This window comes from Thermogemmatispora tikiterensis, assembly GCF_003268475.1.
GTDB classification, from domain to species: Bacteria; Chloroflexota; Ktedonobacteria; order Ktedonobacterales; family Ktedonobacteraceae; genus Thermogemmatispora; species Thermogemmatispora tikiterensis.
Genome location: NZ_MCIF01000002.1, coordinates 5,558,550 through 5,572,436, shown reverse-complemented (window position 1 = coordinate 5,572,436; position 13,887 = coordinate 5,558,550). Strand labels below are relative to the sequence as shown.

7 protein-coding genes are annotated in these 13,887 nt (G+C 59.9%); 2 read left to right on the top strand and 5 right to left on the bottom strand.

Annotated features, from left to right (window positions below):
* Window positions 1–265: 265 nt before the first annotated feature.
* The 4 genes from A4R35_RS22245 to A4R35_RS22230 all read right to left on the bottom strand — a co-directional run bounded on the left by A4R35_RS22245 (window position 266) and on the right by A4R35_RS22230 (window position 5,428).
* Window positions 266–868 (bottom strand): Dps family protein, encoded by a 603-nt coding sequence (locus tag A4R35_RS22245; RefSeq protein ID WP_112433371.1) that lies wholly within the window; start codon window positions 866–868, stop codon window positions 266–268.
* Between the two features lie 308 nt (window positions 869–1,176).
* The gene (locus A4R35_RS22240) at window positions 1,177–2,553 is read right to left on the bottom strand and encodes an NAD(P)/FAD-dependent oxidoreductase (RefSeq protein WP_112433369.1); all 1,377 of its coding nucleotides are present in this window, start codon (window positions 2,551–2,553) and stop codon (window positions 1,177–1,179) included.
* 298 nt (window positions 2,554–2,851) lie between these two features.
* Window positions 2,852–4,543 (bottom strand): family 20 glycosylhydrolase, encoded by a 1,692-nt coding sequence (locus tag A4R35_RS22235; protein ID WP_146747304.1) that lies wholly within the window; start codon window positions 4,541–4,543, stop codon window positions 2,852–2,854.
* A 252-nt stretch (window positions 4,544–4,795) separates the two neighbouring features.
* Window positions 4,796–5,428, bottom strand: coding sequence for a mycothiol-dependent nitroreductase Rv2466c family protein (locus tag A4R35_RS22230; protein WP_112433365.1), 633 nt, complete (start codon window positions 5,426–5,428; stop codon window positions 4,796–4,798).
* A 306-nt stretch (window positions 5,429–5,734) separates the two neighbouring features.
* Here A4R35_RS22230 and A4R35_RS22225 point away from each other — a divergent pair, with 306 nt between their 5' ends.
* Both A4R35_RS22225 and A4R35_RS22220 read left to right on the top strand, forming a co-directional pair.
* Complete coding sequence (locus tag A4R35_RS22225; protein WP_112433363.1) at window positions 5,735–6,949, top strand: 6-phosphofructokinase; 1,215 nt, start codon at window positions 5,735–5,737, stop codon at window positions 6,947–6,949.
* 826 nt (window positions 6,950–7,775) lie between these two features.
* Window positions 7,776–10,028, top strand: a complete 2,253-nt coding sequence (locus tag A4R35_RS22220) for a sodium-translocating pyrophosphatase (RefSeq protein WP_112433361.1) — start codon at window positions 7,776–7,778, stop codon at window positions 10,026–10,028.
* 424 nt (window positions 10,029–10,452) lie between these two features.
* On the opposite strand, the gene A4R35_RS22215 is transcribed toward A4R35_RS22220, so the two are convergent.
* Window positions 10,453–13,809: a ribonucleotide reductase N-terminal alpha domain-containing protein gene (locus A4R35_RS22215; protein ID WP_112433358.1), complete on the bottom strand. Its 3,357-nt coding sequence runs from the start codon at window positions 13,807–13,809 to the stop codon at window positions 10,453–10,455.
* Window positions 13,810–13,887 lie beyond the last annotated feature (78 nt).

Genomic DNA, 13,887 nt, shown 5'->3' with positions numbered 1-13,887 from the left:
ACAGTACAGGCAATGTCTTGCATGCCTTAGCCTTGGGTTATAACGCAGTGTTATACTATAGCACAAAGTGCGTTGGGGGGAAAGGGGGGCCAGGTGGCCAGCGGGTAGAGGCAGAATAAGCCAGGAGAGCGTACAGTCGACCTGCTTCGTTAGATCCGTCCAGGAAAAAGTCAGCGCCAGACCCGAGATGACTTCGGGTCTGGCGCCTCCCGTATCTATCGCCCTACATCCACGGTGTTGGGAGCTACCTTCCACCGCTCCAGAATCAGGCCATACCGTCTTCGCCTACTAGTGGAGTATCAACCAGGTGCTGTGAGATAAACCAGACATGCATTTCATGCATGCGCAGGATATCAGACATCAGCATGTCGTTGGTGCCATAGTCCTTGGATTGCTCTGTCAGCTGGATTCCCTGGCGCAGGTCCTTAATCACCGTGCGATGCGCTTCCAACAGACGGGCCAGCATCGAGGGGACACTTTCAGCACCGCTGGGTGGTCGTTCGATCCGGGTGCGCTCAACCACATCAAAAGGCATGCCGAGAGCCACCCCTCCCAGCATCTGGATACGCTCCCCGATCAGATCGACGGTCTGCAGGATCTCCTCGGCATGCTTATCGAAGAGCAGATGAAGCTGATAGAAAGTAGGGCCAGCTACCTGCCAGTGATGTTTCTTGTACAGATGATAGAGCGTGATCGAGTCAGCCAGTACCTGGTTGAGCATCTCGATGCTCTGCTTGCGCGCCTCCTCGGGCAGTTCAATCGGGAGCTGACGCACCTGCTGGGGCGTCTGAATCTCGTACATGCGCTGCTTCAGGCGCGGCTGACCCTCAAACGTTGTCTTGCCACCAGTATGCGTACGCGTCGTCATATGCCCACCCTTTCCTTTCCTGATCCTCAAGCTCAGGTATTCGTTTGCGAAGCCAGTAATTACTCTCCAGAGAGGATACGCGCCAGCAGCTCACCGGGTTTCAGCTGTTGGCTGCGAGCGGCAAGGTTCCTTTCTCTCAACGCAAGACGCCCGCCATCAGGGGAGCGGGTACAGAAGGAGCCAGAGCGCTAGTCTGTTCTGGCTATCGCCTTTCCTACGCTACAGGTAACTCTCCCCCGATGGCGGGCGCCTCCAGCCAGTCCAGCACGTCTGTGGGCTGAGCAGCAAGGAGCGCCTGGCCTGCTTCCTCAGTCAAGGGCCGCCAGCGGTACCGCCTCGCGACTGTCAGCTCGCTCAGGATAGAGGATCAGGCGAGCTCCACGCTGGAAGGTGAGGTAGGCCCAGGCCCACTGAAAGAGGACCAGGACCCGATTGCGGAAGCCAATCAGATAGAAAATGTGGACGGTCAGCCATAATATCCAGGCCAGGAAGCCTGCCAGACGCAATTTGCCGATCTGCAGCAGGCCCCAGGCCCGTCCCACAGTGGCCAGGTTCCCCTTGTTGACGTAGTGGAAGGGCGCCGGCTCTTGACCAGCCAGGCGCTGGAGGATGGCCCGCGCTACATAGCGGCCCTCTTGCATGGCAACAGGCGCGAGACCGGGCAGCGGTTGTCCCTTCTCTTCGACACAGGCCGTATCGCCGATGACAAAGATGTCAGGGTGGCCCGGCACGCTGAGATCGGGATTAACCTTGACGCGCCCGGCCCGATCAACCTCGGCCCCAAGCCAGCGTCCTGCCGGTGAGGCCTTCACCCCGGCAGTCCAGATGACGGTCTTTGCCGGCAGATATTCCCCCGCGATCAGAACGCCGTTCTCATCGACGGCCTCCACCGGCGTGGAGGTACGCACTTCAACGCCCAAGCGGTTGAGGGCACGACGCGCCTTCTCCGCCAGCTCAGGCGGGAAGGAGAGCAAGATGCGCGGAGCCGCCTCAACCAGGATGATGCGCGCCGAGTGGGGATTGATGTTGCGAAAGTCGGCAGCCAGGGCTTTATGGGCCAGCTCGGCAATGGCTCCCGCCATTTCCACGCCGGTGGGACCAGCCCCTACCAGCACAAAGGTCAGCAGGGCGCGTTGCCGATCGGGGTCGCTCTCCATCTCGGCGGCTTCAAAGGCGAGCAGGATCTGCCGGCGTAGACGTGTGGCATCCTCTAGCGTCTTCAGACCCGGAGCGTAGCGGGCCCACTCAGGATGACCAAAGTAATTCTGGCCGGCCCCGGTGGCAATGACCAGGTAATCGTAAGGAACACTTTGCTCTCCATGCTCGCCCAGGAGCACCCGCTTGCCTTCCGTGTCAACGCCAGTTACCTCGGCCAGCAGCACGCGCGTATTTTTGTTGCGCCTGAGCACATGCCGGATTGGAGCGCTGATATCGGCAGGCGAGAGAGCTGCTGTGGCCACCTGATAGAGCAAAGGCTGAAAGAGATGGTGATTCGTGCGATCAATGACGGTGACCCTTACAGGAGCCTTTCCCAACGCCCGCGCCGCCTGCAGTCCGCCGAAGCCTCCACCGATAATGACGACGTGCGGGAGAGGCGTCTGCTTTGTATGAGAACCACGCCGGCTGTCCTCTGCCAGAACAGAAGGGTATACCGGCGAGATGGGACTGTTTGTGCGCTTCGACATGACCGTTCTCCTTTTTCTCCCCCAGGAGAACAGAACGACGATGGCAGGCTCTACGCGCCATCGTCGTTCCCTAACGCTGTCTGGTATCTCTAGAGGGCAGACATACTTGCCCCGCTTTTCAATAACCGACCATCATCAGTAGAGAGCCTCTTTGCCTCTCTACAGAGGAAAACACGATGCCCCCCTATCTGCATTCCAGGAGCTACTGGCAAGCAGCAAGTGTACCAGAGGCACGCTCGACCCGCTGGGTGCGCTGCTTTGGCTCTCCGTCTGAGCCAGGCGAGACCCCGAGCGGCACCTAGAGGCGGCGTCTCCAGACCGTGACCAGCGCCAGCGGCTCCGACCAACTGAGGGAGCGGCCTCCCTCGCCCTGCTGGTGCGGAGTGAATTCAAAAGGCTGGGGCAGCTCGGGCAAATGGGCGCCCGGGACGCTGCTGAGCTGGAGCGCCAGCTGCTCGAATTGACCATAGGAGAGCGGCGTGGCGTCACTCCAAAGCTTCTGGCTCAGCACACGCACCGCCGGCTCGATGCGGTCGTCAATTTGGGCATCGCTGACAACGTTGAGCTTGTCATTCCACAGAGCAAACATGGCCCCCAATAGATGCGGATCGTTCGGCGCCAGGTTCAAACGCGGATTGGATAGATCAAAGATGAAAGGTTGCCAGCGCGTGTAGAGCGTTTTGGTGTCCAGGTAGTCGTGATAGTAGCCGGCGCGCGGCACGATGTAGAGCAGGTTATCATTCATGTTGACTATCTGAAAACCCTCGCGTACCATCTGCACCGGATTGGCCCAGCGATTGTTCCAGATGTCCAGCACAATATTGCGCGCAACCGCTACGTGGCTCTTCATCAGCGAGAGGCTGCCCCAGATGCGCACCGTCTTGCCCTTGCCACTGAGGAAGGCCGCCAGGCGATTGACGAAAGTGCGATAGCGATCGGCATCATTGAGAGCATACTCATCCGCTCCGATATGCACCTGACTGCTGGAGAACCAGGGGAGGAACTCGCTCCAGAGATCTTCAACGAAGCGCATGGTAGCAGGATTAGCGAGATTGAGGAATTCCTTGGAAGCGTGTGGACTGGCCAGATCGGGGCGATATTGGGTCAGGGCCAGATCGTGGGCTGGAGTATCAATTTCGGGCAGAATGGTTACGGCATGCGTCCGGGCCAGCGCCTGTAAGGAGGCCATATCTGCCCGACTATAGGCTCCATCGCGCGCTGCCAGACCGGGAAAACGTGCGCTCTGGAGTCGGAAGGCCGCATATTGTCGTCGCCAGTCAGTGCGCTCACCAGCTCCCGGGGCGTTGTCGTTAAGGTGCAGCTGGAATTCGTTCATCTTAAACCAGGAGAGGAGCCGCACGTAGTCCTCCAGCAGAGCCGGAGTAAAGTAGCGTCGGCCCACGTCCAGCATGAAACCGCGCACGGCGTAGCGGGGATAGTCGCGCGCTACGCCTCGCGCCAGATGACTCTTCAAGGGGTCCTGCATGAGCATCTGGAGCACTGTGCGCGAGCCATAGAAGACCCCCATCTCGCTGTGAGCACTGATAGTCAGGCTATCGGCAATCGACAGCACATAGCCTTCGCTTCCGATTCCTGAATCATTGTTCTTCAATGTAAGTAAGAGATCACCGTTGCTGGGAGTTTCCTGTGTAATGATAGGCAAACGCAGAGCGGCAACGGCCTGCAAATCCTGCTGAAAGACCCTCGCCGTTGCCTGCAGGCGGGACGCTGATGAAGGATCAAGCACGATACGCGCGTCGGAGGTCAAGGTAAAGGTCCCTACCCCCCCATGCCACTCGCGCAAGGTTGGGATCACCAGGGGAGGAGTATTGACAGCGGTCGGCAAGGAGGCCAGAAAAATTGCTAAGCGGGCTCCCACCAGGAAGAGACCCAGCAAGGCCAGCAGCAAGGCGCCGGCAAGGCGCCAGTTCATGCGCCAGCAAACTGGAGGCCATCCTTTCTTAAAGAAGGCTAACTGTGAAAAAATCACGAGCAAGCTCTCCGTGCAGTCACCATGATCGTTCGTGTTCCATTGTAGTACCTGGCATCCTCTTTTACCAGTACGGCGAGCTGATTAGCAGAATCGTACCATATTATGCCTTTTCCTGATGATAGCTGAGGGCAGAATCAGAAAGGAGAAGAGGGGGAAGGACTGGTCCGAGAGGAAGGCCTCTGCGAATAGCAACCGGGCAGGGTCTTTTCCTCTGGGACCAGTATCAACACCGTGCGGAGAGGGATCAACCTACTCAGCGATCGGCTCCAGCTTGACGCCGACGCGCTCGCGCTTCAGCTCATAGAGATTCGGCTGGCGCAAGGCCCAGTAGAAATGGTCCCAGTACTCGCCAGCCTCGGCGCCCCGCGGGACCTCGATAATGACCGGGCCATAGAATCCCACGTGCGAGCCTTCCAGAGCAATGGTAGGCACCCCAAAGGCATGGTAGCGCTCAACTGCTTCCTGATGATCGGCCTGGACTTCGTGGATCGTTGACTCGTCAGCCAGCGCCTCATCGACCAGGCCCACATTCAAGCCGGCCCGCTGCAGGGCAGCGCGCACGCCAGCCGCATCGGCGATGCTCTCACGGCGACCATGCTGGGCAGCACCCAGCGCCAGGTAATAGCGTTCCACTCCTTCATTGCCTTCGCGACGCCGCACCAGTGCCAGCGTGCGCAGGCCAGTCCAACCGTGATCTTCATAGTTCGGCTGCACCCCCTCCTTGCGATTGACCAGTTCCAGGCTGAAGAAGCGCCAGGTCACGGCCACCGGACGAACCTGGCGCACTTCACGCATCCAGAGTGCGGTGCGCCAGGCCAGGGGGCAAAGCGGATCAAAATGGAAGTTCACCTTAATGGGAGTGGCAGATTCTTGCTGAGTCATAGGGTGACACAGACTCCTCTAGTCGATGGATAACAGAGTGGTGTTGCAGGAGGCCCCAGTGAACGAAGTGACCGTTATCACCATACAATCTGGAGCACAGACCTGTCAAGGCAAGCAAGAGGGAGCGTAACGTTCTCCCCCAGCGAGCGCCAGAGACAGGGTCGGGCTCCCCGACTCTGATCCCTCTGTCCCGCCGCCCCCGTTTGCCAATGGTCAGTCACCTATTTACCAGAACCGTTGTTTATGAGATACTGGCAAAGGCAAACATCCCTAGCATCCCTAGGAACTCAGGAGGGACAGGAAATCATGCCAGGACAGATCAAAAGCCCCGTCCGCACGCTCGGCGTCCTGACCGGCGGGGGCGATGTGCCGGGGCTGAACGCCGCCATCAAAGCACTGGTCTACCGGGCGGAGACGCTGGGGATCAGCGTCATCGGTCTCCGCTACGGGTGGAGAGGCATCACTTTCCTCAACCGCAATCGACCGCGCGAAGAGCAGATCTTTCGCGCCGACGATCCCCAGACCTGGGACGATCACTATCTGCTGCCACTCAACCGGCAGAATACGCGCACGATCGATCGCCAGGGTGGGACGATCTTGCTCTCGACGCGCACTAATCCTGCGCGTGTGCGCGTGAGCGAGCTACCCGAGCATCTCAAGCATCGCGGCGAGGGACGCGACGCGCAGGAGTACCTGGATCTGACCGATGAGGTTCTGGCCAATATTGAGTTTCTAGGCCTGGACGGCCTGGTCGTCATCGGCGGCGATGACACGCTGAGCTACGGGGCTGTGCTTGGGGCAAAGGGAGTCCCCGTTTGGGGTATCCCGAAGACGATGGACAACGACGTTCCTGGCACTGATTACTGCATTGGCTTCCAGACGGCGATCAACCGCGCCAGTGAGTTCATCGGACGCCTGCGCTCGACCCTCGGCTCCCACAGCGAGACGGCGCTCTTCCGCCTCTTTGGGCGCGATGCCGGTTTTACCGCTCTGGAAACGGCTATCGTGACCTGGGCCGACCGCCTGCTGATCCCCGAGGTGCCAGCCAATATCGATCAGCTGGCCGAGTTGGTCGCCAGCGACCGGCGCAATAATCCCAACCACTATTCGATCGTGGTCCTTTCAGAGGGGGCGAATCTGGGTATGCCAGTGCCAGAGGTCGGCCCGGAGGATGCCTACGGCCATCGCAAGAAGGCTAACGTGGCCGAGTTCCTGGCCGAGCAGCTGAGCAAGCGCCTGCCCGGGGTGCGCTTCCTGCCGATCGATCTGACCTATATTCTGCGCAGTGGCGAGCCAGATGTCTACGATCGCCACATGGCTATCTATTTTGCCAACATGGCAATGAGCCTGGTAGAGCAGGGCATTCACGGGGCGATGGCCGGCTACCGCGAGGGCAAAATCATTTATACTGACCTGCCCGGAAAAGACAAGCCACCACGGCGCGTCAATCCGGATGACTACCACCCAACTCGTTACCGCCCACGCTTTGAGCGCATCAGTGGTCCGTATATGCCGCTGTGAGGCCAGCAGCACCTTCACCCTGGTCGGGTCCAGCCCCGGCGCACACCGCGTGGCAGCCGTGACCCAATCACCGGGGAGAGGCAGGGTGCTTTCGTGTCAGCCATAAAGTAGGGGATCGGTGAGGTGCAGGCAGGCGCACAGCGTCGGCGTTGCCGCAGACAACAGCAAAGAGGCGGCTTCGCCGATCCCTCTTCGCGAATCCACCAGTTTCGTTTCGGCCAGTTTCGTTCCGTCTTAGATCACTTCACTGACAGGCTAATAGTGGGCATAGGGAGGCTACCAACTCCTAAGCCAGGTAGCTTGCTCTGTTGTTCGGTTCGGTGGTAAGGGCCGTTTCCAGTCTCTTCTTTCCCCACCTGCCGACATGGCGACAGGCACTCCCCCATTTTTGCCCGACCCCAGCAGGGTCGAGGCCCGGTCTGTAAACAGTCGGCTGATAGAGGCTACCCTCTGTGCAGGCCCAGGGCGTCCTGGACAGAGGGGGACGCATTGATTATGGCTGCATCTTTTGCTATTTAATTACAGGGGTTAGCTATCGACTATAGATGTTAGCAGCAGAGGGATAGGGAAGGGGGAAGCCAGCGGCGTTCTGCAGGCCCAGTACGGGTCTTTCAGAGCCGGCCTAGAGGCAGCTTTAGCTATTTTTCAAACTTGACGAAAGACAGGATAATATGATAAATAAGAATAATGTTCTACTGCTAGCATCGTCAGTCCGCCCGCACCAGGGCCTTGCTACTTCCTACTGTCACGGCCATCGCCAGATTGTTCTGGCCTCACTTTGAGCTGGGTGTTCGTTTTGACACTATCTGCCTTCCAAGGAGGTTGAATGGTCTATTACATCTTGGTCCCCATCGGTGTGGGACTCCTCGCCGTGCTGTTTGCGGCCTTTTTGATCAATGACGTGCTGCGGAGAGATACAGGTACGCCTTCAATGCAGAAGATCGCGAATGCCATCTTCTCCGGCGCAACCGCCTTTCTCAATCGGCAGTATCGCACCATCGCATTGCTGGCGGTCGGTGCAGCTGTGCTGGTGGCAGCCGCCCTGGCGCTCCTTGGCCAGGGTACGCTGGCTGCACGGTTCAATCTGGCCTGGCACACCGCTCTCGCTTTCCTGGTGGGAGCGCTCTGCTCTGGTATCTCGGGCTATACAGGCATGTACGTTGCCGTGAAGTCCAATAGTCGCACCGCCAGCGCAGCGCGCCGCAGCCTGGGCGAAGCCCTGGTCGTGGCCCTGCGTGGGGGAGCCGTTTCTGGCTTCCTGGTGGTGGCGCTTTCGATACTGGGTGTCTCTCTGCTCTTCACCATCTTTGGCGGCCTCTCCAGCCCGGCCACGACGCCGTCGTTGATCGTTGGCTTTGGCTTCGGTGCCAGCTTCGTGGCCCTCTTCGCCCAGCTCGGCGGCGGTATCTATACCAAGGCCGCCGATATGGGGGCGGATCTGGTCGGCAAGGTTGAGGCGAACATTCCCGAGGATGATCCTCGCAATCCGGCAGTGGTGGCGGATCTGGTGGGTGACAATGTGGGCGACTGCGCTGGGCGTGGTGCCGACCTCTTCGAGTCGACGGCGGCTGAAAATATCGGTACCATGATCCTGGGCGCCACCCTCTATCAGGCCACCGGCAACATCGGCTGGATGCTCTTCCCGCTGGTGCTGGGCGCCTTCGGGCTGATCGCCTCAGCTATCGGTGTGCTCTCGGTCCGAGCTTCGGCTGTGATTGAACCCGAGAAGGCGGCTGGCCGCGACCCCGGCCAGATTGCTATGCAGCGCCTGAATATCGGCTACTATATTACCTGTGCTCTCTCGCTCATCGGGATGTTCCTGGGCTGCTATTTGCTGCTCGGACAGAGTTCGGTCTCGGCGAACTATGGCTTGCCCGCCTGGCTCTGGTTCGCTCTGGCTGGCACGGTCGGTATTGCTCTGAGCATCGCCTTCGTCTTTATCACGCAGTATTACACCTCCGGGACCTGGCGACCGGTGCGTGAGATCGCGGCGGCAACGCTGACCGGCCCGGCTACTACGATTATCAGCGGCATTACGGTGGGCTTCGAGTGCATCGTCCCACCCGTGTTGGCGATCAGCGCCGCCCTGGGCCTGTCTTACTTTTTCGGCAGCCAGGTTCAGATCCCGCTGCCCTCCCTGGGGTCCATCAATGTCAGCGGGATCTTCGGTACGGCTGTGGCCACCGTCGGTATGCTGATGAGCTGCGCCTATATTCTGACGATGGATACCTTCGGTCCGATTACAGACAACGCCGGCGGCATCAGCGAGATGAGTGGTCAGGCAGAGTCGGTGCGCGCTATCACGGATGCACTCGATAGCGTCGGCAATACGACCAAGGCTCTGACGAAGGGCTACGGCCTCGGGTCCGCGGCCCTGGCCGCTTTCCTGCTCTTCAGTGCCTATCTGGATGTGCTCTATAGCTTCCGCCATGATGCGACGGTCTACCGCGTCGATCTGGCCAATCTGAGCACGTTCATCGCGGGTTTGCTTGGCCTCTCCTTGATCTTCTTCTTCAGCTCGCTGGCTATCCGAGCCGTAGGGGAGGCCGCCGGGCGTATGATCGAGGAGGTGCGCCGCCAGTTCCGCGAGAATCCGCGTATTATGGCGGAGAATCCCGAGGAACGTGTCGATCCAGATTATGCACGCTGCGTGGACATCAGTACGTCGGGCGCTCTGCGCGCGATGGTGCTGCCCGGCACGATCGCGGTCTTGACCCCGATCGCTGTGGGTGTGATTCTCGGCCCCCAGGCGGCTGCCGGCCTGTTGATGGTGGCAACAATGGGTGGCATCGTGGTAGCTCTCTTCTTGAACAACGGCGGTGGTGCCTGGGATAACGCCAAGAAATATATTGAGGCTGGCTATCTACGTGTGAATGTGAAAGGGGAGATCGTCCCGCCCGACGATCCCGAGGGGATCGTTCTGGGGAAGAAGAGCGAACCTCATAAGGCAAGCGTGATCGGCGATACAGTGGGCGACCCCTTCAAGGATACTGCCGGCCCATCGCTGCACGTGCTCATTAAGCTGCTCAGCACAATCACACTGGTGCTGGCTCCTCTCTTCTACTTCCTGCATGTCTAGCTCCTGGCGAGCAAGCAGGCAGGGATAGGTAAAGTGGAGGTCGGTTACGGATAGGCTCGTCCAGCCCAATCAGGGAGAAGAGGAGAGTGACGGGCCAGGTATAACCTCGTCAGGGTTGTCACCAGGCCCGCTCTGGTACCTGGGCGCTGCTTTGCCCGGGTGCTCCCTCTGCGCTCGCCATGCATCATGTGGGGAGCATGTTCGGAAGGCAGACATGGCCTGGCGAGCTTGCTCCGCGCCGATATTCCGCTGGCTGCGGACCGCAAGCAGCGCCTGAGATGAGATAAACAGAGGGACGGAGGAAGCTTCCTACGCGGAGTTCCTCCGTCCCTCTGTTTGGCTCTGCTACCTTCTTTTCGCTGCCTACCTTCTTTTCGCTGCTCCGCCGGCCCGGCTAAAAGCAAGGCAATTCCCAGGCCTCAGCTTAGCATTCGCTGTGGCCGCAGCTATAGCACTTGCGACAGCCTTCTTCGTAGACCATCGTGTTGCAGCCGCATTGCGGGCAAAGGTTACCGGTGACGTTGAGGTAACCGACATGCAAGGCTGCGCCAGCACTGTTGCTGTGGCTCTCGCTCTCCGGCTGATGATGGAGCGAGGCCGGGGTGTTCGAGCCACTTTCGAGCATCTCTAGATGCAGCTCCAGCGCTCGGGCCACGGCGTCCGGCAGCGAGCGAATCTGCTGCGGACCGAAGCCAACAGAGCGGCTGCCGGCAATGCCCCGCAGCTGCTCAGCCACTTCGCGCATCCGATCAACCTGCGAAAGCGGGCTGGGAATGCGCAGGATGAGCGAGATGAGCCGTCCCAGGGCCTCGGCCAGAGCCAGAATGTCGCTGCCGGCTTTGCCGACGTTGACGAAGACCTCCAGCGGGCCGTGCTCATCGCTGTTGATGGTGACGTTGACTTTGCCCTCGGGAGCGCGAATCTTGCGGGTGTAGCCATGCAAGACCTCGGGCGGGGGCTTGATCATCGGTCCGTGGCTCGCCCCTTGCTCAGACCTGCTCTCGCTCTGGGGCAGCTGCTGATCCTGGGCGGCCTGAGCCACCTGTGTCTGCTGCTGTTGTTCCGCTTTCTTGTCTTCGATATGGGAGAGTACTCCAACTCGTGATCCGTCGCGCATATAGGTAATGCCTTTACAGCCCAGTTCATAGGCCAGCGTGTAGAGCTTTTTGACGTCTTCGACCGTGTGGCTGTTGGGAGCGTTGACGGTCTTGCTGATGCTGGCGTCGGTATATTTCTGAATGGTGGCCTGGACACGCACGTGCTGCTCTGGTGTGAGGTCGTTGGCGGCGACGAAGTAATCAGGAGTCGGTTCGCCCGGATGTTCATCACGCCAGGCTTTGAAGAGCGGATGGTAAAGCACATGCTCGCCAGTGCGATCGCGGCGCACCATAGCGAAGTCGTAGACCGGCTCAATGCCGGAGCTGACGCCGGCAAAGAGGCTGGTGGTGCCGGTCGGCGCCTGGGTTAGCAGGACGGCATTACGGATGCCTTGCTTGCGAATCTTCTCCTGGATGGCTTTGGGCAGACGCTGGATAAAGCGCCCCTGCATGTATTTCTCGCGGTCAAAGCGCGGGAATGGCCCTTTTTCTGCAGCGATGTCCGCCGAGGCATCGTAGGCCGCATCACGAATGGTGCGATAGATGCGCTCAATGACTGGGATAGAGCGGTCGCTGCCGTAGGGGATCTTCATTTTGATGAGGGCGTCGGCCAGGCCCATCGTGCCCAGGCCGGTGCGCCGCGTAGCCATTTGCGCCTGACGGTTCTCTTCGATAAAGTACTCGTTGGCATCGATGACGTTGTCCAGGAAGCGCATGGCCACGCGAGCAGTCTCGGCGAGCTGCTGATAGTCCATTTCGCCGTCTTTGACAAAGGCGGCCAGGTTGAGGGCTCCCAGGTTGCAGACACCCCAGGGCGGCAGGGGCTGCTCTCCACAGTTATGCACAACGAGGCCATTGGCGATGAAGAGATGCCTCTGCGGCTCGACAAGATCATAGACCAGCTCTTCGCCATCCGGCTCCAGGCACTCAAAGGTCGCCAGGTAGCTGGCTGGTTCCTCGGAGGCCACGCTCTGGGAAAGTGCAGCGTTCAGGAGGCGCTGGCGGCTGGCAGGCAAGAGGCCAATCTGGTCGCTGAAGCGTCGCAGCTGGCTGCCGCTGATGCAGAGTTCGTCACCCGCCTCTCCTCCTGGCTGGCTCAGCCGCCCGGGCTGAATCTCGGAGAGAATGGCAAAGTTCAGGAGGAGGCGCTGGACATCTTCGAGCAGTGTATGCGGGCATCCGCTGAGGCACAGGGCGTAGCCGTCCTGGCCATCGCAGGTGAGGCTTCCAGCCAGCGAGAAGAGCATGGCCAGGAAACCTTGCTGCATGGCGCGATTGCCACGCAGGACGGCGGCGGGCAGACGCTGACCCAGTGTTGACTCTTCGACGGCGCTGAACGCCTGGGCCTGAGCCAGGGCGTCCCCGGTGAGCGCCGGGGCGGGAGCTGGTAGACCGTTAACACTGACGCTCAGCCAGGCCAGGGCCTGACCTACCTCGGCGCTGCCCTCTCTCCCAAAGGCTCCGCCATGCTGTAGCAGATGGAGCTGCTCGCCCGGACGGAGGTCAGCAGCAGCTTTCCAGCCGTTCGTGGTAAGAACCCGGTGATCAGCGGTGAGGCGCAGGCTGTAACCTTCGCGCGTGCGCAGCCGGTAGACGGGCTTGATCCCCGTGGGAAAGACAGGGCTGGCCAGGCACAGCCGACTGCTGCCTCCTGCTGCTCCCTGCTTGCTCCTACTGGCACGGGGAGCACTACCGACAAGCGCCTCCACTGGCAGGCCCACATCTTCTGAGACAATCTCTACGGGCAACCCACTCTGGGCCAGCTCGCGCGCTGGAATAAGGCCCGCGCTGGTGTAGATGAGCGTCTCACCGGTGACGCAGGGGTTAACACAGTTGATTTTTTCGTAATACCAGGTATTGGCCTCTTTGTTGCAGCGGTCCATGAAGACGACCCCTGGCTCAGCGGACTCCCAGGCTGACTTGCAGATCAGGTCCCAGAGGTCGCGTGCGCGGACCGTCTTCTTGACTTCACCCTGCCAGATAAGATTCCACGGCTCGTCGTTCTTGACGGCCTGCATGAAGCGATCAGAGATGCAGACCGAGAGATTGGCATGCTCAATCTTGCCTTCGGTGCGCTTGACCGTGATGAACTCTTCGACGTCAGGATGAGTGTCGTCCAGCATGAGCATGAGGGCGCCGCGCCGTGAGCCTCCTTGCTGGATGACATCGCCCGTGGCCACCGAGTAGAGCTGCGCCCAGGAGCAAGGGCCAGAGGCTGTGCCGTTGACGGTCTTGATGTAAGAGCCACGGGGCCGCAGGGTCGAGAGGTTGATGCCTACACCACCGCCACGAGCCATGATCTCGGTCATGATCTTGAGGTTGTCAAGAATACCCTGGCGGCTGTCCTCCGGACTGGGAATGACGTAGCAGTTGTAAAAGGTCACCTGATGGCCGGAGCCAGCTCCCGCCAGAATGCGCCCACCAGGCACAAATTTGAAGTCAGCCATCGCCTCATAGAAGCGCTTCTCCCAGTAGGCACGCAGCTCCTCCGTCTTCTCCACTGCCGCGATTCCCCGCGCCACACGCGCCCATAGCTCTTCGGGATAGTGCTCCAGAGGCTGGCCGTTGGCATCCTTGAGCGAATAGCGATCCAGAAAGACTTTGAGACGAATACCTTCTAGCTGTGTCCGCTTCGGTGTATCGCCAGGCGCTTTGGGAGTCTTCGACTCCTGCTGCTCTAACATGCTGCCTTACTCCTCTCTTAAATTACAGCTCGTCAGTCGCCGCCCGCCTACCACACACCACTCACACCATTCACACCA

What these genes read in the sequence shown, in the direction of transcription:
- A4R35_RS22220 (WP_112433361.1), top strand. Translation starts at nt 7,776, where the DNA reads ATGGTCTATTACATCTTGGTCCCCATCGGTGTGGGACTCCTCGCCGTG.
- A4R35_RS22240 (WP_112433369.1), bottom strand. Translation starts at nt 2,553, where the DNA reads ATGTCGAAGCGCACAAACAGTCCCATCTCGCCGGTATACCCTTCTGTT.
- A4R35_RS22245 (WP_112433371.1), bottom strand. Translation starts at nt 868, where the DNA reads ATGACGACGCGTACGCATACTGGTGGCAAGACAACGTTTGAGGGTCAG.
- A4R35_RS22215 (WP_112433358.1), bottom strand. Translation starts at nt 13,809, where the DNA reads ATGTTAGAGCAGCAGGAGTCGAAGACTCCCAAAGCGCCTGGCGATACA.
- A4R35_RS22225 (WP_112433363.1), top strand. Translation starts at nt 5,735, where the DNA reads ATGCCAGGACAGATCAAAAGCCCCGTCCGCACGCTCGGCGTCCTGACC.
- A4R35_RS22230 (WP_112433365.1), bottom strand. Translation starts at nt 5,428, where the DNA reads ATGACTCAGCAAGAATCTGCCACTCCCATTAAGGTGAACTTCCATTTT.